The sequence below is a fragment of the Vibrio sp. MMG023 genome, assembly GCF_021654215.1.
Classification (GTDB): domain Bacteria; phylum Pseudomonadota; class Gammaproteobacteria; order Enterobacterales; family Vibrionaceae; genus Vibrio; species Vibrio jasicida.
The window spans coordinates 315,329-334,106 of the sequence record NZ_JAKFZP010000001.1; the positions used below are offsets into that span (position 1 = coordinate 315,329).

The 18,778-nt window shown below is 46.4% G+C and carries 14 protein-coding genes; 6 read left to right on the plus strand and 8 right to left on the minus strand.

What is annotated here, in order from left to right:
* Positions 1-19: 19 nt before the first annotated feature.
* Positions 20-1,765: a PTS fructose transporter subunit IIBC gene (gene fruA, locus L1076_RS01360; RefSeq protein ID WP_237302968.1), complete on the plus strand. Its 1,746-nt coding sequence runs from the start codon at positions 20-22 to the stop codon at positions 1,763-1,765.
* 125 nt (positions 1,766-1,890) lie between these two features.
* On the opposite strand, the gene L1076_RS01365 is transcribed toward fruA, so the two are convergent.
* Complete coding sequence (locus tag L1076_RS01365) at positions 1,891-2,385, minus strand: hypothetical protein (protein WP_104040498.1); 495 nt, start codon at positions 2,383-2,385, stop codon at positions 1,891-1,893.
* A complete protein-coding gene (locus L1076_RS01370; protein ID WP_237302969.1) occupies positions 2,376-3,209 on the minus strand; it encodes a winged helix-turn-helix domain-containing protein in 834 nt (277 codons plus the stop codon). Before L1076_RS01370 ends, L1076_RS01365 begins: the two co-directional genes overlap by 10 nt.
* 306 nt (positions 3,210-3,515) lie before the next feature.
* Between L1076_RS01370 and L1076_RS01375 the strand changes: the two genes are divergently transcribed.
* Positions 3,516-4,079 carry a porin family protein gene (locus L1076_RS01375; RefSeq protein ID WP_039976789.1) on the plus strand — a complete coding sequence of 188 codons (564 nt, stop codon included), beginning with the start codon at positions 3,516-3,518 and terminating at the stop codon, positions 4,077-4,079.
* An 85-nt stretch (positions 4,080-4,164) separates the two neighbouring features.
* On the opposite strand, the gene L1076_RS01380 is transcribed toward L1076_RS01375, so the two are convergent.
* The 4 genes from L1076_RS01380 to L1076_RS01395 form a co-directional block, all read right to left on the minus strand.
* The gene (locus tag L1076_RS01380) at positions 4,165-4,878 is read right to left on the minus strand and encodes a hypothetical protein (protein WP_038870862.1); all 714 of its coding nucleotides are present in this window, start codon (positions 4,876-4,878) and stop codon (positions 4,165-4,167) included.
* 275 nt (positions 4,879-5,153) lie between these two features.
* Positions 5,154-8,213: an efflux RND transporter permease subunit gene (locus L1076_RS01385; protein WP_237302970.1), complete on the minus strand. Its 3,060-nt coding sequence runs from the start codon at positions 8,211-8,213 to the stop codon at positions 5,154-5,156.
* A complete protein-coding gene (locus L1076_RS01390; RefSeq protein ID WP_104028585.1) occupies positions 8,213-9,274 on the minus strand; it encodes an efflux RND transporter periplasmic adaptor subunit in 1,062 nt (353 codons plus the stop codon). The genes L1076_RS01385 and L1076_RS01390 overlap by 1 nt, the downstream gene beginning before the upstream one ends.
* Positions 9,274-10,347: an efflux RND transporter periplasmic adaptor subunit gene (locus L1076_RS01395; protein ID WP_237302971.1), complete on the minus strand. Its 1,074-nt coding sequence runs from the start codon at positions 10,345-10,347 to the stop codon at positions 9,274-9,276. Before L1076_RS01395 ends, L1076_RS01390 begins: the two co-directional genes overlap by 1 nt.
* Before the next feature lie 163 nt (positions 10,348-10,510).
* Here L1076_RS01395 and L1076_RS01400 point away from each other — a divergent pair, with 163 nt between their 5' ends.
* Positions 10,511-11,236 carry a TetR/AcrR family transcriptional regulator gene (locus L1076_RS01400; RefSeq protein ID WP_104040503.1) on the plus strand — a complete coding sequence of 242 codons (726 nt, stop codon included), beginning with the start codon at positions 10,511-10,513 and terminating at the stop codon, positions 11,234-11,236.
* Between the two features lie 245 nt (positions 11,237-11,481).
* Here L1076_RS01400 and gcvT read toward each other — a convergent pair whose 3' ends face one another.
* Entirely contained in the window at positions 11,482-12,600 is a 1,119-nt protein-coding gene (gene gcvT, locus L1076_RS01405) for a glycine cleavage system aminomethyltransferase GcvT (RefSeq protein WP_038870869.1), read from the minus strand.
* A gap of 267 nt (positions 12,601-12,867) precedes the next feature.
* Positions 12,868-13,491 carry an XRE family transcriptional regulator gene (locus tag L1076_RS01410; RefSeq protein ID WP_005431308.1) on the minus strand — a complete coding sequence of 208 codons (624 nt, stop codon included), beginning with the start codon at positions 13,489-13,491 and terminating at the stop codon, positions 12,868-12,870.
* A gap of 379 nt (positions 13,492-13,870) precedes the next feature.
* Here L1076_RS01410 and L1076_RS01415 point away from each other — a divergent pair, with 379 nt between their 5' ends.
* The 3 genes from L1076_RS01415 to gcvP all read left to right on the plus strand — a co-directional run bounded on the left by L1076_RS01415 (position 13,871) and on the right by gcvP (position 18,588).
* Complete coding sequence (locus tag L1076_RS01415) at positions 13,871-15,166, plus strand: serine hydroxymethyltransferase (RefSeq protein ID WP_237302972.1); 1,296 nt, start codon at positions 13,871-13,873, stop codon at positions 15,164-15,166.
* 51 nt (positions 15,167-15,217) lie between these two features.
* Positions 15,218-15,598: a glycine cleavage system protein GcvH gene (gene gcvH / locus L1076_RS01420; protein ID WP_038870875.1), complete on the plus strand. Its 381-nt coding sequence runs from the start codon at positions 15,218-15,220 to the stop codon at positions 15,596-15,598.
* Positions 15,599-15,723: 125 nt separating this feature from the next.
* A complete protein-coding gene (gcvP, locus tag L1076_RS01425; RefSeq protein ID WP_237302973.1) occupies positions 15,724-18,588 on the plus strand; it encodes an aminomethyl-transferring glycine dehydrogenase in 2,865 nt (954 codons plus the stop codon).
* Positions 18,589-18,778 lie beyond the last annotated feature (190 nt).

The window sequence follows — 18,778 nt, forward strand, 5'->3', positions numbered from 1 at the left end:
GGAACAGAAGGTTATCAGTATGAATATTGCCATTATTACAGCTTGTCCAAGTGGTGTTGCGAACAGCATCATTGCGGCAGGTCTACTAGAACAAGCAGCGGCGAAGCTGGGTTGGAACGCAAAGATTGAATGCCAATCAAGCGTGGTTGAACCAACACTGCTGACAGACGCTGACATTGAACAAGCAGAAGCGATCGTAATTGCGGCTAACACTCCAGTTGATACTTCTCGTTTCGTAGGTAAAAAAGTCTACCAAGCAGATATCAGCACCGTAGCGAAAGATGCATCCGCTTTCTTACAAACTGCGGTTGAAAGTGCAGCAACGCTAGAGCAAGCAACCACAGTTACAGCACAAGTAGCAGCACCAGCAGAAAGCGCCTCTGCAACGAAGAAGATTGTTGCTATCACAGCATGTCCAACCGGTGTTGCACACACCTTCATGGCAGCAGAAGCGCTAGAGGAAGAAGGCAAACGTCGTGGTCACCAAATCAAAGTGGAAACACGTGGCTCAGTAGGTGCGAAAAACCAACTGACTGACCAAGAAATCGCAGACGCAGATTTGGTCATCATCGCAGCAGACATCGAAGTACCTCTTGACCGCTTCAACGGCAAGAAGATGTACCGCACCAAAACAGGTCCAGCACTGAAGAAAACAGCGGAAGAAATGGACAAAGCGTTTGAACAAGCAAGCGTATACCAACACTCTGGTTCTTCTAGCGCATCATCAGCAACAGAAGAGAAGAAAGGCGCGTACAAACACCTAATGACAGGTGTATCTCACATGCTGCCAGTTGTGGTAGCTGGTGGTTTGATCATCGCCCTATCCTTCGTATTTGGTATCGAAGCGTTTAAAGAAGAAGGTACGCTAGCAGCAGCACTAATGAACATTGGTGGTGGCTCTGCATTCGCCTTGATGATCCCAGTTCTTGCTGGTTACATCGCCTTCTCTATTGCTGACCGTCCGGGTCTGGCTCCAGGTCTAGTTGGCGGTATGCTTGCTAGTTCAACAGGTGCAGGTTTCCTTGGTGGTATCGCAGCAGGTTTCATCGCAGGTTACGCTGCTAAGTTCCTTGCCGACAAAGTAAGACTGCCACAATCAATGGAAGCGCTTAAGCCGATCCTTATCATCCCGTTCGTGGCGACACTGTTCACGGGTCTAGTGATGATTTACATCGTGGGTGGTCCAGTATCTGGCATCATGAACGGCCTAACTGATTTCCTAAACAACATGGGTTCAGACAGTGCAGTTCTACTAGGTATTATCCTTGGCGCGATGATGTGTTTCGACTTAGGTGGTCCAGTAAACAAAGCTGCTTACGCATTCGGTGTAGGTCTATTGGCTTCGCAAACTTACGCACCAATGGCTGCAATCATGGCCGCGGGTATGGTTCCTGCACTAGGTATGGGTCTTGCGACGTTCATTGCTAAGAACAAGTTCGAGCAAAGCGAGCGTGAAGCAGGTAAAGCCTCATTCGTGCTTGGTCTGTGCTTTATCTCTGAAGGTGCAATCCCATTCGCAGCGAAAGATCCAATGCGTGTTATCCCATCATGTATGGCGGGTGGCGCACTAACTGGTGCTCTATCGATGCTGTTCGGTGCAAAACTGATGGCACCACACGGTGGTTTGTTCGTACTGCTTATCCCTAACGCAATCTCACCAGTGCTAATGTACTTGGTAGCAATCGCAGCAGGTACAGCGGTAACAGGTTTCACTTACGCGTTCCTAAAGAACAAAGCAGAAGCGAAACAACAAGCAGCCGCTTAATCATGGCTGAAACGCGTATGCGTATCTAATTACAATGCCTCCCTCGATTTGGCATTCGACACCTCCTTCTCGCTTCGGCATTGGGAGGTGTTTTTTATTGAGCGATAATCGGAGTCTAATGGGCGCTAAATCCGATAGCAGATAAAGTTACTCTCTTCCGTTTCGCTCTGATTGAAAAAGAACAAGCGTTCGTCTTCCACTTTGTAAATGAAGTCCGTTTTGGTACCTACGTAAGAGTTCATGTCTCTGACGAAAACCTCACTCTCCGTTGGCTGTTCATTCCAACTGACTTTCTGATAATCCACCGTCAGCGCATGTCCCTCCACTTGATACTTACCGTTGTAAACCAGTTCATATTCTTTTCTTTCGCCCTTTTTCGTCAGCAACGTTCCTTTCTGGAAAATGTACATGTCCCTATCCGAGCTAAACACCACGACAGAACGGTCACTGATGTTTTCATAACGTCGGTAACCTCTGGTAATAAAGTCTTCTTCAAACATTGCACACGCCCAGCGCGAACCTGTTATTTCGTCGGATTGGAAATACTTTTGGTGAACAATCACGCCCACTAGGCCCGTTGCCAATGCAATATTGAGTACGAGGAGTTTGTTTATCTGCATATTGCGTCCGCCCTGCTCATGCTCTCTAAGACCGTTTCTTTCAAGGTGTCGATATCGAGAGAAAACTTAATGTAGTTGACGTTCTTATTACTGTTTTTGGCGAAAGCAAACGCACGTAAAGTATGCGCCCCTTCTTGATAAGCCGATTCAGACACACGCAAATATACGATGGCCGGACACACCGGAAATACCTCATCGTTGAGGCTCTTTGCCAAAGCCGAAAGATCTAACTCGTCATGATTTTGATCGTAAAAGTAGAAGTCCGTTTCTGACACAGAAAAGTGTTGGTAATCCGAATCATCAAGAAAATCAGGATGTGGCACAAACGGACGAAAATAAAGCACAGAGACAATCGCAAAAAGCAAGAAAGCCGTCATCAGTATTGGGGTTAAGCTAAATGCCTTGTCTCGCGATTCAGCTTCTTGCTTGGGCGCTGCTTTGACTTGATGCTCAACATCATCAATTTCGAGCGTTTGGAGTTCCGGTATCTCAACTTTCTGTTTGATGGGTTTCACATCCGCATCAACTTCCAGTAAATAGCCAATTTTACTTACCGTTTTTATCTGTACACCTTGCGCCTTCAACTGAACAAGTTTCTTTCTTAAACCGGAAATGACATTGGTCAATGCTTGATCGGTAACAACTGAACCATCCCAACAGGTTTCGAACAACTCTTCGCGAGTTACATGTACGCCCTGCTTTTCAAGCATCAAGTTCAGCACTTGGTATGGAAGTGGCCTTAGAGGAACATCATTACCGTGTGAATTGGACAATGTCCTTGTCGTCGGATCGAGGACCAAATTGGCGAAATAGATTCTATGCATACAGGCTCACTGCTTTCTCAACTCCTTGAATTATAGGTCAGGTTTGCCGAACCATTCTAAAAACCAAGTCATCTTCATCACACCACAATGCAGCACTCAGTTTTTAGTAATGAAGGATTCAAACATCAATTTTTAACTCTGCATACCTTCCGAGCACACAAAAAACACACAATTGCCTAAGTCACTAAATCAATAGGAATTATTTGGTTTTTGTTTACTTTTTGTTTAGTTTTTCAGCGCCTCATTTAGATAATGAACACTGTTTTAAACACAACAATACAGACAGTAATACAGAGGTAAATAACAATGAAAAAAGCAGCCACCCTTATCGCCGTACTTGTTAGCATTCAGGCTCATGCAAATAGCTCACAGGATGTATCAGGGTTTTATCTGGGCGGGGGTATGGGTAACACCACATACAGTGATGATAGTCCGTTTACACATTTGGATGCTGATGGCACAACTTTTAAAATTATTGGCGGTTATCAATTCAATCGTATCGTCGGTATAGAAGCTCAATACACTGACTACGGTGATATCAAAGTAAAGAACACGCCTTTTGATCTCAACGTAAATAGTGCGTCTGTTGCTGCAAACATTGGCTACACATTCGACAATGGGTTACGACCATTCGCGACGCTAGGTTTGGGCTACATTTCGGTGGATGTTCCTGAATTTCTCGGAGAAGACGAAAACGAGCTGCTACTTCGCGTAGGGGCCGGTCTTGAATACACGCCGCATCAGTTTAACAACATCACTTTCCGAGCAGCGTATGAGATGGACCACTTCAATGTCGGCTCGAAAGGCTCGAACTGGGACACCAACATTCAGGTCGGCTCTTTCTATGCGGGTGCAACTTATAAGTTTTAATAAAAAAACCAACGCGGACACATAGAAAGTACAAAGGGCGAACGCTTACGATAAGCGTTCGCCCTTTTTTGTATAACGTGCCGATTTATTGCATCGGTTCAGATTCGATATCCACGTCACCACTATTCAAGTTCACCATCGCGTTGTAAACATTTTGCGGATCACCATGGTGTTTAAAGGTGAAGTGATACACGTTGGCCGGCGTCCAAATCTCTTTGTCATCGACGGGCATAATATCGTAACCATCTTGCTGGTATAACTCTGTCGCCATCACATACGCTGTCGCTGTCTGAACTTGAGTGTTGTGGTCGATTTTAGGTTCTACTGACGGGTTACTTGGGTAAGATTCACCGTTGTAACTCATCTGACGATAAGCACCATTACTCCACACAACAAAGTCTTGCCAACCGTTGCTGTAGCTGTCTATTAGTGCAATCGGTGTTCTTGTTACCGACATGCGGTTCAGCACTTTACCGTTATTATCGAACATATATGCCGTGCAGCCACCACTTCCGCAGAAGAAACGGTCTTGGAACAACACCAAATGTTCTGCTGTACCATCACTGTTCAAATCAGCAGATCCCGTAACATAACGAATTTTGTCCGTTTCTAAAGAAAGACCCTGTGGCATCAGAATACTTTGGTCAATCCACGTTGCGATGGTCGCTGCATCTGCACTTTTTAGCTCTACAGGGACTTGAGAATCTGTATTATCAGTAGAAATGCCGTCTGTGGAAGAACAGCCAATTAGCGTTAGTGAACCTAAAAGGAAGAGTCCATGTAATCCGCGATTGTTCATTTGCGTTCGCTCTTTTATTGATGATGTTTCCTTAGTATACGCAAGATTTATCAATCGCTTGTAAGAAAATCATAAAAATCAGTAAGGTGTACACCAAACCACCAGCCTTCCTTTTCGCCCTTATCTTTTTCTCCAGCCTCTCTTCTTCTCTCTTTTGCTTCTCACTTCTATTCTCTTTTCCCTCTCGTATCTTGACTCTCCCCGATCAAAAAAGCCCTGGGGAAAGTCCCCAGGGCTAGGCAGGAATCTGACAATAAATAAAGCCAGGAAGTCCCTTATGCAGTGGTTGGTTTGATCTTAAACAGAATTGCAAACATGACTGGTACAACAATCAGAGTCAAAACTGTAGCAAAACCAAGGCCTGCCATAATCGTAATCGCCATTGAGCCGAAGAACGCATCTGATACCAGAGGAATCATTCCCAGAATCGTCGTCAATGCCGCCATACTCACTGGACGAACACGGCTGATCGCACTGTCGACAATCGCTAAGTAAGGATCCTTACCTGATGCTAGCTCTAGGTTAATCTGGTCAAGAAGTACGATACCGTTTTTCAGAATCATACCGCTCAAGCTCAATAAGCCTAGGAACGCAGTAAAGCTAAAAGGCATGTTTGTCGTCAGAAGACCAAATGCCACACCAATGATAGACAGCGGTACAGTGAACCAAATAACCAATGGCTTCTTCAGTGAGTTAAACAGAAGCATCGTAATGATGAACATCAACAAATAACCCATTGGCAATGAGCCAAACAGACCTTCTTGTGCATCTTTCGATGATTCGTATTCGCCGCCCCACGTGATTTCATAGCCTTCAGGAAGGTGCAAAGCCATCACTTTAGGCTCAATGCGAGAGAATAAACTTGCGGGTGTATCGTCACTAAGCACATCATGGTCAGCCAATACCGTTAGAGTACGCTTACGGTCACGACGCTGAATTAACGGCTCATCCCAAGCCAGCTTCACACCATCGATCACTTGATCAACTGGGATATAAGATTGTAACGATGGACTCCAAATATTCACGTTTTGCAGTGATTCGAAATCTACACGCTCTTCTTCTGGTAAACGCGTCATGATAGGTAGTGTATCTGTGCCATCACGGAGGAAACCAAGCGTGCTGCCCCCAAACGCCATTTGTAACGTGCTTGAAAGATCTTCTTTCGAGATACCCAAACGACGCGCTTTTGATTCGTTAAATACCGGTACGAGCTCTTTAGTTCGCTCACGCCAGTCGTGACGAATGTTACGAGCACCCGGGTCAGTATGAAGAATGTCTTCTACTTGCACCGCGAGATCACGAAGCACTTGTGGATCTGGGCCAGTAATACGCGCTTCAATCTTAGACGCTGGCGACGGGCCGAATTCCATCAACTTGAACTGGAACGTGGGTTTATCAAACGTCTTCGCTAGGTTGTCATCCAACTTATGCAGCAGTTCAAACATGTTCTCACGATCTGTCGTACGAACTTGGAACTGCGCGTAAGCTTCGTAACTTTTCTCTGGTTGGTAAGTCAGAGCGAAACGTTGCAAGCCTTGACCAATCGAAGCTGAAACAAAATCGACATCATCTTGTGAACGAATGTAGCTTTCTACTTCTTCCGCTTTCTTGATGGTCTCGCGAATGTCTGTGCCTTCTGGCATCCACATATCAACGTAGAACATTGGTGTGTTGGATGGTGGGAAAAACTGTTGCTTCACACTACCAAACGCAATCACAGCACCAACTAACAACGCCACCATGCCTGCTACCGTTAACCAACGGAAACGAAGCGCAAATTTAAGAGACGCACCAAACGCGACGAACAACCAACCTTTGTACGGATCTTCGTCTTCTGCTTGTGTATTTTTGTCTTCTTCTTTTAGTAGAAGGTCTGCAAGGAATGGCGTTAACGTAATCGCCGTAATCCAGCTTAAGAATAGCGAGAAACACAATACCCAGAACAGAGAGCCCATGAACTCACCAGTCGCATCTTGTGACAGACCGATAGGCGCAAACGCGGTAATAGCAATGACTGTCGCACCAAGCAGCGGCCACTGAGTTTGTTTTACGATATCTGTTGCAGCTTGAACCTTGGTTCGCCCTTTCTTAAGGCCAACCAATATCCCCTCGACCACCACGATGGCGTTATCCACAAGCATACCGAGTGCAATGATCAGTGCACCAAGTGAGATACGGTGTAGCTCAATGTTGTTGTAGTTCATCAAAATGAAGGTACCGAATACCGTCAACAACAGCACCAAACCGATGATCACGCCGCTGCGTAAGCCCATAGTGAACAGCAGTACGATGATTACGATAGCCACGGCTTCTGCCAAGCTAATAACAAACGCTTTAACTGAATCGTCTACTTCTTGCGATTGGTTGTAGAAGTAGTTCATATCCAAACCAGCGGGCTTGATGGTCTCAAGGCTTGCTAGTTCTGCTTCAATACGTTGACCGACTTCTACTACGTTTACGCCAGACGCAAACGAAATACCGATGTTGATTGCTTTTTTGCCGTTGTACAGCAGCACATTGCCCGGCTTTTCTTGAATGCCACGGCTGATGGTTGCAACGTCTTTCAAGCGAATCAGGTTACCAGTGTCACGACCATGAATAATCAGGTTTTCTAGTGCTTCTACGGTGTTTAACGTACCGCTTGGGCGAATAATAAGGCTCTCGCCATTTACCATTACCTCACCTGCAGAAACCACATTGTTCTGTTGGTTTAGCAAGCCAGAAATCACGTTCATGTCGAGGTTCAAAGCCGCTAAGCGATCCAATGAAATCTCAACAAACAGCATTTCTTGTTGGTCGCCAGCGATGTCAACTTTACCCACGCCATCGATCAGTTCGAGTTCACGCGTGAGCTGGTCTGCGTAACGTTTCAGTTCTACATAATCGTAGTCGTCACCCGTTAGCATCAGCATTACGCCGTACACGTCACCAAAGTCATCAATGATTTGCAGAGATTGAACGCCTTGCGGCAAAGTTGGTTGCAGATCGTTGATTTTACGGCGCATTTCATCCCAGATTTGCGGCAATTCATCCGGACCGTAGTCCATCTTCATGCTCACCATAATCTGTGACATACCACTTGAGGACGTCGACGTAATCTTATCGATATAAGGCAGCTTACGAATCTCTTTCTCAAGCGGATACGTCAGCTCTTCTTCTACTTCTTTAGAAGTCGCGCCGGGATAAGTCGCCACCACCATCGCATCTTTGATAGTAAATGCCGGATCTTCCAATCGGCCCAACTCTAGGAATGACATTACCCCGCCAACTGCGAGAATAACGATGAACAGCCAGCTGATGACTTTGTTCTTAATTGAGTATTCAGCAATGCTCATTATTGTTGTTTCTCCACCACATCCACTGACTTACCTTCGCGTAACTTACGTAAGCTGGAATTCACTAATACATCGCCTTGTGCAACGCCTGATGACACAATCGCGCCTTCACCGTTAATTTGATCAATCGTCACCGCCACTTTTGTGACCGCGTCACTGTTTAATTTCCACACAAAGAACTCACCATCCTTGTTACCCGCTTGAAGCGCAGTCATTGGAATGTTGTAGCCATCAATCGACGTTATACCCGCTGCTACCATGTCTACTGCAACGCTTACGCTGGTACCCGGCAGAATCTCTTCCTCAGGTTGTGGCATGGTTAAATACATTTGGTAGGTTTGCGTTTGAGCATTTGGCTCACTGGTGTGTTCCAAGTAATCCAACGCATAAGATTTCGCGTCACCCGAGAACGTTGCTTGAGGTTGGTAGCTCATGCTTTGTGTATTTGGGTTTACCATCGCAAGCACGTTGTCTGACAGCTCGATACGAACGTACACTTTATCGCTTTGGTAAAGATTTAGAACCGGCTCACCAATCGCAACACGCTCAAAACGCTCTTTGAATACATCCGAAACCTTGCCCGCAAACGGGGCAAATAAACGTGTGTAGTTCAGTTGGTTTGTCGCGTTGTAGAAGTTTGCTTCCGCCAGCTCTTTATTTGCCGTTAGCTCATCCAACTCCGCTTTAGAAATCATTTGGCGGTGATGCAGTTCTTCACCACGTTTCAGCTGACGAATCGCGAGTGTGTATTGTGCTTCTGCATCGTTTACCGCTTGCTTTTCTTTGCTGTCGTCTAACTTGGCGATCATCTGGCCTTCTTTAACCGTGTCACCCGCTTTAACTAGCACATGCTGAACTTCACCTGCGCGACGGAATGCAATTGGCGTTTGTTCCGCAGGCACGACTTGGCCTTTGAATGTGCGGTATTGGCTTTTTACTGGAACATCGACAGCAACCGTAGAAACATACAAAGGCTGCTCTGCGGTGACTTCGTCTGTGCTGTTACAACCGGTTAGTACGGCCAATGCGATAGCCGATACTGTGAATAATGAACGTTTCATTAGATACCTTCCTCACGAACCCAAGCTTTCACCACTTGGCCTTCTACTAGGCGTTCAACACCTGCAATAACAACGTAATCATTCTTGTCCAGACCCGACTCCACAGCACCATTCGCACTTAGTGACAAGGTCACTTTACTGACTTGCTGTGTATCGCTGTCCATTACCCAAACTTCACCATGAGCGGCGTCTTTCGACACCCAAGCCGCATTTGGCAACATCATCGCGTTCGATACGTTTTGCTTCGCAATGTGTACTTGGCCTGTCATGCCCGTTAGCAAGTTACGATCAGAAGGACGAGTAATCGTCACGATCGCTTCGTAGCTGTTGGTGTCGGCATTGGGTTGAGTAGAGATTTCTTTGAATTTGCCTTGGATGCGGTTGTTTGGTTCGCTGTCCATCGTCACCCACATCTCTGCATCTTTAAGTGAGTTCAATGACACCGCTTCGGCGTAAGTCACAGGTAAAGTAAACGACACATCCAAAGTGGTGTTGTCGATTAGGTTTAGGATTTCTTGCTTAGCAGCAACCACTTGGTATGGCTTCACGTAGGTATAAGACACCACACCATCAAACGGCGCATGAATCTCTGTGTAGCTCAAATCGGTTTTCGCTTGCTCTAAGTTTGCCAGTGCCGCTTTGTATTGCGTTTCTTGTTGGTCGTAACTGTCTGTACTGATCAGCTTCTTGTTGTACAAACTTTTCGAGCGTTCCCATTGGGTTTTCGCTAATGCGTACTGCGCTTGTGATGCATCAAGAGCTAACTGCAAGTCTTTTGGGTCTAGCGTTGCAAGTACATCGCCCTGCTTCACCTCTTCGCCCATTCTCACGATCAACTTCTCAATTTCGCCACCTACCTGAAATGAAAGTTGGGCTCTGTACGTTGCATCTATTCGTGCAAGGAATGCATCGGAATCGGCAACAGTCAGATCATTAACAGCAAGTAATTTTACAGGTTTGATTAATGGCTCAGACGGTTCTGATACGGCTTTGTTACACCCTGTCAGCATCGTGGCGAGGCTCAATGCCACCGCTGCTCCGACAAATGTGCGCTTTAAGTATTGTTTTCGCACTGGCTTTCTCCATCGACTTTATATTTACTACACAGGTGTGCAGTATATGTATAACGAAAAAATGATCAACATATTTTCCACGTGGATAATAAAATAATTAGGCAAACTGTCCGGTTTCTGGTAAAAATAGGCGCGTTGATTAATATTCGGGAAAATTCGAACTATGACAGAAAGAAAGCAAGGCCGTAGAAGTGCTGAAGCCGCTGAGCAAACTAAGTGCCTGATTCTAAGAGTCGCGGCAGATATGTTCTGTGAGTTAGGGTACGAACGTGTCTCGCTTCGAAACATCAGTGAGAAAGCTGGTGTGTCTCATAGTTTGATTCGCCACCACTTCGGCAGCAAAGAGAAGATCTGGCAAGCCGTTAGTGATGGCATGGACGAATTCATGCAAAGCTACATGGCGCAGTTGGTAAGCGAAATGCCAGCAAACACCCCATCTAATCAAAAAATCTACCTGTTCATGGTAAGAATGTTGGCATTTGCCCTAATGAATCCGCATCCAATCCAAATGATTGCGGATGCAATTCGCCAAGGTGATGATGCACTACTGCAGTACTTCCTGAGATCCAAAGACGAGTTCGCGGCGATCTTTACTGAGCTGTTTGCAGACTACAACGTGGAATACCCGGAGCACCAGATTGACCAGTGGGAATCAAAATGGCAGATGCTGGTGTTTGCACATGGTGCAATTAGCTTAGCGCCTATGATGCAAGAAACGTGGCCAGAAGATGCAGGCAACCGCGATAAGATGCTGATTAACCATTGGGAATTGTTCAACACCATCATGGCAAACCAGTTCAGCGTTAAGAAAGAAGACATGATTCATCCAAGCAAACTGAGTGAAGTTGTGATTGAAATGTGTTGCCCTATCGAAGAACTCACTGCATAAGTTGGGCTTTCAAAAGAACATAAAAAATGCCGAGCAATTTGCTCGGCATTTTTGTTTGTGCTTATCATTTCAGAGAGGAAACGGAATGGAACCTACTTCATAGTTGCTTATTCTTAACCGCGACACTGTAGCTATACAGCGCGTGGGAGGTAGATTCCTAGTCTCGCCTAATTTCGCCTAATTTCGCCTAGTCTCGCTGGAATGGTGAGCTTCATTTAACGCTATAAATCAATAACTTAGCTTAATTAACCACGGTAGTAGCGTTGTGGTACGAACGGCATTTTTTCTACCGTCATTGGTAGCATCTTGCCGCGTACTTCTGCAAACAGCTCTGTACCGATAGCCGCTAGATCGGCACGTACGTAACCCATTGATACTGGCTTACCTGCATTAGGGCCTGCTGTACCACTGGTTACCACGCCAATCTTGTTGCCATCTGCATCGTACAGCTCAGCACCTTCACGAACTGGTGCTTTAGTTTGACCAACCAAGCCAATACGCTTACGTGCAACATCTTTCGTTTCGATTTGCTTAAGAATGATGTCAGCACCAGGGAAGCCACCTGCACGCTCGCCATCTGCGCGACGTACTTTTTGGATGCCCCATAGTAGGCTTGCTTCAACAGGCGTTGTTGTTGTGTCTAGGTCATGACCGTACAGACACAGACCACATTCAAGACGAAGAGAGTCACGAGCACCAAGGCCAATCCACTCTACTTCTTCTTCACCTGTGAGTTTACGAGCCAGTTCTTCTGCTTTGTCCGCAGGAACAGAGATTTCGTAACCGTCTTCACCTGTGTAACCACTACGAGAAACAATGCACTCAACGCCTAGTAGCTCAACTTTGCGAACATCCATAAACAGCATCTCTGCTACTTCTGGTGCGAAACGCGCTAGCACTTCTGCCGCTTTAGGACCTTGAATCGCAAGTAGTGCGCGATCATCAATAATCTCTAGCTCAATGCCAGAAGGAAGATGCGCCTGAAGGTGTGCAATGTCTTGCTCTTTACATGCTGCGTTCACAACAACAAACAGGTGATCGCCAAGGTTAGCCACCATCAAGTCGTCCATAATGCCGCCCTGCTCATTAGTAAAGAAAGCATAACGCTGCTTGCCCGCACCTAGGTCAACAATATCAACCGGAACCAGTGTCTCTAAGAACGCTGCTGCGCCATCACCAATCAAACGAAGTTGACCCATGTGAGAAACATCGAACAGACCTGCTGCATCACGAGTGTGTAAGTGTTCTTTCTTTACGCCTAGTGGGTATTGAACTGGCATGTCGTAACCCGCGAACGGGACCATCTTTGCGCCTACTTCTACGTGAAGTGCATGCAGTGGTGTTTTCAGAAGTTCTTGAGTCATTTTCGTCTCCATTTAGATAGACCCGAGAATGCTGTCGGCATTCGCATCGAATAATGTTTCCAATAATAAACACGCTTGATTCAATTTTGCACGAACAAGACATCGCTCGACTTTCAAAAGTGTGACTTTTAACATTTTAATCACAACAAAACGCACAAAAAAGGCGCTCTGTTGAGTGAGATATCATCAACAGAGCGCCATCATAACGCATTCAAAACCGACAGCAAACGTTTGCTTTCACTATAGGAAATTTACAACTATTTATCACTATTTGGCAGTCACCCACAAAATGTGCGCATCTTCCTCGCTCACACTGGTCAACATATGACCCATGTTCGCATCGTAATACACACTGTCGCCTTCGCTTAATACAACAGGCTCATAGAACTCAGAATAAAACATCACCTCACCTGATAAGATGAGTAAAAACTCTTCCCCATCATGGCGAACCCAGTCTTTGTATTCGTCAAAACTACGGGCACGAATTTGGCTCTTAAAAGGCATCATTTTCTTATTGGAAAGTTGAGTCGCCAACAGCTCGTGTTCGTAGGTTTGGGTTGGGTGTGGTTTACCCTCTTTTTTCTTGGTCACATCCCTGCGCCCTGTCGCTACCTTTTTTCTAGGTGGTTCAAACAGTTGCGGCATGTCAATTTGTAAGCCATGCGCTAATTTTTGCATCGCTTGGAACGTTGGAGAAATCTGTTCATTCTCGATCTTACTTAGCGTAGAACGCGCAAGGCCAGTTCGTTGGCTCGCCTCTTCTAACGTAATACCAAGTTTAGAGCGGATATCTTTAATGCGCTGACCGAGCTTAAGTGGTTCAATATTTTGGTCTTGCTGCTCTTTCGCCAACGTCATTGACGGGTATTCATCGTAAATACTTTCTGCCATAAATCCCTCTGTAAATATCCTTTATTCCTTCCTATTAGCATTGTGCATGAAGCCTATAGTGGATAAAAGTCCACCGAGTTAATTAAAGCGTGCTCTTGTTAACAAAACCAGAAATCTCGTTTCCTATAGGAAATTTTTGGTTGATTGTTCGTGCCGCAAGCGCTATGTTACCAACTTGTTAGATGTAGAGATGCACATTTCCGTAAGAGATTGGACAAGAGAAACCACAATCCAACGGAGTTTTGCCCACTTATTCGGGCCGAAAGTTCACTCTGTTCTGCTATGCAGTTCAGCTGTTTTGAGGACAAATGAGCCACCATCGCAATCAAACAACTATTTCTAGTGCGGGTTCATTTTAAGATTTGGAAGGTCAACTACCATGAACAAGAGTTACCCTAACCACAGCTTGGAAAACTTTTTCTCTACCAACCTCTCTGCGACAGATGACGCTGTCTTTGCTGGAATTCAGGCAGAATTCGCTCGCCAAAACGAACAAATCGAACTTATCGCTTCTGAGAACATCGTGTCTAAAGCGGTAATGCAAGCTCAAGGCACCTGCCTAACAAACAAATACGCTGAAGGTTACCCAGGTCGCCGTTACTATGGTGGTTGTGAGCACGTAGATACAGTGGAAGCCATTGCTATCGAACGCGCGAAAATACTTTTCAATTGTGAATACGCAAACGTTCAACCACACTCAGGCGCCCAAGCAAACGGCGCAGTAAAATTGGCACTACTTCAACCTGGCGACACCATTCTTGGGATGTCTCTAGACGCAGGTGGCCACCTAACACACGGTGCGCGCCCTGCACTTTCTGGTAAGTGGTTTAATGCAGTTCAATATGGCGTTGACCGCGAAACACTAGAAATCAACTACGAAGACGTTCGCCAACTGGCACTTGAGCACCAACCTAAAATGATCATCGCAGGTGGTAGTGCTATTCCACGTACTATCGACTTCGCAAAATTCCGTGAAATCGCAGACGAAGTAAACGCGATTCTTATGGTCGACATGGCGCACATCGCCGGTCTTATCGCAACAGGCGCGCACCCTAGCCCGCTTCCTTACGCACACGTTGTTACGACTACAACGCACAAAACATTGCGTGGCCCACGTGGCGGTATGATTTTGACCAACCACGAAGACATCATTAAGAAAATCAACTCAGCGGTATTCCCAGGTCTACAAGGCGGCCCACTGATGCACGTGATTGCGTCTAAAGCAGTGGCGTTCGGTGAGGCACTCGGTCCTGAATTCAAAACTTATATTGATTCAGTGATCAACAACGCAAAAGTCATGGCAGAAGTATTGCAAACTCGCGGTTGCGATATCGTAACTGGTGGTACAGACACGCACTTGATGCTGGTTGACCTTCGCCCTAAAGGCTTGAAAGGTAACAAAGCAGAAGAAGCACTAGAGCGTGCAGGCATCACATGTAACAAAAATGGCATCCCATTCGACACAGAGAAGCCTATGATTACATCGGGCATCCGTTTAGGAACGCCTGCGGGTACAAGCCGCGGCTTTGGCGCTGAAGAATTCAAACTCATCGGTAATTGGATTGGTGACGTACTGGACGGTTTGGTGAACAACCCTGAAGGTGACGCAGAAGTAGAAAAACGCGTACGCAAGCAAGTAAAAGAGCTTTGCAGTCGCTACCCTCTTTACCAATAAAAGATTTATTAAATCAGAAACTATCCTGACAAGTTATTTGGAGATTAAGCAATGGACAAAACACTGAAGTTTACAGATAGCCACGAGTGGGTACGTGACAACGGTGACGGCACAGTAACTATCGGTATTTCAGAGCACGCTCAAGAGATGCTAGGTGACGTAGTTTTCGTTGACCTACCAGACGTGGAAGATGAAGTCGAAGCGGGCGAAAGCTTTTCTTTGGTTGAGTCAGTAAAAGCAGCTTCAGACATCTACTCACCAATCACTGGCGAAGTAGTTGAAATCAACGAAGAGCTAGAAGACAGCCCAGAGCTAATCAACGAAGAACCATACGAAGGTGGTTGGATTGTGAAAGTGAAGCTTTCAAACCCATCTGAGTTGGAAGACTTAAAAGATGCGGAAGAATACCTAAGCTCTATCGAAGAAGAGTAATTAGGATGAGACGAAAGCTGTCCCCTTAACACCAAGTGGACAGCTTTTTTTCTAGGTTCGGACGTATAATTTAATTTATCAGTAACGCAAATCCGTTACCCGAGCCAAGGAGTAGGTAAAGGACAATGACTGAATTACTTCAAAGCCTCAGCACACAAAACGAGTTCGTTGCTCGCCACAATGGACCAAACAAATCTGACCAACAGAAAATGTTGGAAGCGATCAACGCAGTTAGCCTAGATTCGCTTATCGACGAAACCGTACCAGCACAAATTCGCCTAGAGCAGCCAATGAGCTTGGCAGAAGCGAAAAGCGAAGCAGACATGCTGGCAGCGATGCGTGAGTTCGCCGATCAGAACCAAGTTAAACGTACATTCATTGGTCAGGGTTACTACAACACCTTCACGCCAAACGTAATCCTACGTAACGTGATGGAAAACCCGGGCTGGTACACCGCTTACACCCCTTACCAACCAGAGATCTCACAAGGTCGTCTAGAAGCGCTTCTAAACTACCAACAAATGGTGATGGATCTTACTGGTATGGAAATCGCGAACGCGTCATTGCTTGATGAAGCAACGGCGGCCGGTGAAGCGATGACACTTTGTAAGCGTGCGGGTAAGAGCAAGAGCAACGTATTCTTCGTTGCTGACGACGTTCACCCACAAACCATCGAAGTAGTAAAAACTCGTGCGAAATTCATCGGCTTTGAAGTCCTAGTTGGTTCTCTAGAATCACTGCCAGAGCAAGACGTATTCGGCGCGCTAGTTCAATACCCAGGTACAACGGGTGAAGTTCGTGATCTAACGGACATCATCGCAAAAGCGCAAGCAAACAAAACACTAGTAACCGTAGCGACTGACCTACTAGCTTCTGCCCTACTGAAACCTGCGGGTGAAATGGGCGCAGACGTAGCAATCGGCTCAGCACAACGTTTCGGCGTACCTATGGGTTATGGCGGTCCACACGCAGCCTTCATGGCAACACGTGACAAGCACAAGCGTACAATGCCAGGTCGTGTTATCGGTGTCTCTATCGATACTAACGGCAACCAAGCACTGCGCATGGCAATGCAAACCCGTGAGCAGCACATCCGTCGTGAAAAAGCGACATCAAACATCTGTACCGCTCAAGCTCTACTAGCGAACATGGCGTCTTTCTACGCGGTTTACCACGGCGCAGAAGGTCTACGCACAATTGCTCGTCGTACGCACCACATGACAGCCATCCTAGCTGCTGGCCTAACTAAAGGCGGCTTCGAGCTTGCTCACAACAGCTTCTTCGACACCATCACCATCAATACTGGTGCTCAAACTGAAGACCTATACGCGAAAGCACTAGCAGCAGACATCAACCTACGCAAGTTGGGTACTCAGCTAGGTGTAAGCTTCGACGAAACCACAACAGTGGCAGACGTAGAAACCCTATTCGCAGTATTCGGTGTGAAAGAAGAAGTCGCAGCACTATCAGCGGAAATCACAGGCAACGAGTTTGCAGCGATTCCAGAAACACTGCGCCGCACAACAGAATACCTAACGCACCCTGTGTTTAACACGCACCACAGCGAAACACAGATGATGCGTTACCTAAAACAGCTAGAGAACAAAGACTTCTCGCTAACGCACGGCATGATCCCACTGGGCAGCTGTACGATGAAGCTGAACGCAGCAGCAGAGATGATTCCAGTAACATGGCCTGAGTTTGGTTCGATCCACCCGTTCGCACCAGCAGAACAAGCAGCCGGTTACGCAGCACTAGCAAAAGATCTGAAAGAGAAGCTATGTGAAATCACAGGCTACGATGCATTCTCACTGCAACCTAACTCTGGTGCATCGGGTGAGTACGCAGGTCTTATCGCGATTCAACGCTACCACGAAAGCCGTGGCGAAGGTCACCGCAACGTGTGTTTGATCCCAAGCTCTGCGCACGGTACTAACCCTGCGACAGCGTCTATGGTGTCAATGAAAGTAGTTGTGGTTAAGTGTGATGAAGAAGGCAACATCGACGTCACTGACCTAGCAGCGAAAATCGAGAAGCACAAAGACAACCTATCAAGCATTATGATCACTTACCCTTCTACGCACGGCGTATACGAAGAACAAGTGAAAGAAGTGTGTGAAATGGTTCATGCAGCGGGCGGTCAGGTTTACCTAGACGGCGCAAACATGAACGCACAGGTTGGTTTAACAACGCCGGGCTTCATTGGCTCTGACGTTTCTCACCTAAACCTACACAAAACCTTCTGTATCCCACACGGTGGTGGCGGTCCGGGTATGGGTCCTATCGGGGTGAAATCGCACCTAGCACCTTTCCTACCGGGTCACATTGAAAACGGTGCAGACGGCGAAAACTTCGCAGTATCCGCAGCGGATATGGGTAGCGCTTCTATCCTGCCTATTTCTTGGGCTTACATCGCAATGATGGGCGAAGCTGGCCTAACAGACGCAACGAAAGTAGCGATTCTGAACGCGAACTACGTGATGGAGCAATTACGCCCTCACTACCCTGTTCTTTACCGTGGCTCAAACGGCCGTGTAGCGCACGAATGTATTATCGACATTCGTCCACTAAAAGAAGAAACAGGCATCAGCGAAGAAGACATCGCGAAGCGTCTAATGGACTACGGTTTCCACGCACCAACTATGTCGTTCCCTGTAGCAGGCACGCTAATGGTTGAGCCAACAGAATCGGAAGACCTCGAAGAGCTAGACCGCTTCTGTGATGCGATGATCGCAATCCGTGAAGAGATGACGAAGGTTAAGAACGGTGAATGGCCGCTAGATAACAACCCACTTGTTAACGCGCCACACACTCAAGTTGACCTAGCGAAAGAAGGATGGGATCGCCCTTACTCTCGTGAACTTGGCTGCTTCCCTTCTAAAGCAACCAAATCTTGGAAGTACTGGCCAACAGTAAACCGCGTAGATAACGTATACGGTGACCGTAACCTAATCTGCTCGTGCCCAAGCATCGATAACTACGAAGATTAATTTTTGTAGAATCTAAATAGAAAAAGGCGAACCGATTGGTTCGCCTTTTTGTTGGATGAGGATTATTTATAGAAATAATGAAAACTGAGGAGTTTTATTAATCAGATAAATTATATTCAACGACTTATATTACATTGCAAAAAACCTTACCTCAGAACAGGTGCGCCTATGAGAATCGTTACCTACCTCA

What these genes read in the sequence shown, in the direction of transcription:
- fruA (WP_237302968.1), top strand. Translation starts at nt 20, where the DNA reads ATGAATATTGCCATTATTACAGCTTGTCCAAGTGGTGTTGCGAACAGC.
- gcvT (WP_038870869.1), bottom strand. Translation starts at nt 12,600, where the DNA reads ATGACTCAAGAACTTCTGAAAACACCACTGCATGCACTTCACGTAGAA.
- L1076_RS01385 (WP_237302970.1), bottom strand. Translation starts at nt 8,213, where the DNA reads ATGAGCATTGCTGAATACTCAATTAAGAACAAAGTCATCAGCTGGCTG.
- L1076_RS01370 (WP_237302969.1), bottom strand. Translation starts at nt 3,209, where the DNA reads ATGCATAGAATCTATTTCGCCAATTTGGTCCTCGATCCGACGACAAGG.
- L1076_RS01415 (WP_237302972.1), top strand. Translation starts at nt 13,871, where the DNA reads ATGAACAAGAGTTACCCTAACCACAGCTTGGAAAACTTTTTCTCTACC.
- L1076_RS01380 (WP_038870862.1), bottom strand. Translation starts at nt 4,878, where the DNA reads ATGAACAATCGCGGATTACATGGACTCTTCCTTTTAGGTTCACTAACG.
- L1076_RS01375 (WP_039976789.1), top strand. Translation starts at nt 3,516, where the DNA reads ATGAAAAAAGCAGCCACCCTTATCGCCGTACTTGTTAGCATTCAGGCT.
- L1076_RS01365 (WP_104040498.1), bottom strand. Translation starts at nt 2,385, where the DNA reads ATGCAGATAAACAAACTCCTCGTACTCAATATTGCATTGGCAACGGGC.
- L1076_RS01390 (WP_104028585.1), bottom strand. Translation starts at nt 9,274, where the DNA reads ATGAAACGTTCATTATTCACAGTATCGGCTATCGCATTGGCCGTACTA.
- gcvH (WP_038870875.1), top strand. Translation starts at nt 15,218, where the DNA reads ATGGACAAAACACTGAAGTTTACAGATAGCCACGAGTGGGTACGTGAC.
- L1076_RS01410 (WP_005431308.1), bottom strand. Translation starts at nt 13,491, where the DNA reads ATGGCAGAAAGTATTTACGATGAATACCCGTCAATGACGTTGGCGAAA.
- L1076_RS01400 (WP_104040503.1), top strand. Translation starts at nt 10,511, where the DNA reads ATGACAGAAAGAAAGCAAGGCCGTAGAAGTGCTGAAGCCGCTGAGCAA.
- gcvP (WP_237302973.1), top strand. Translation starts at nt 15,724, where the DNA reads ATGACTGAATTACTTCAAAGCCTCAGCACACAAAACGAGTTCGTTGCT.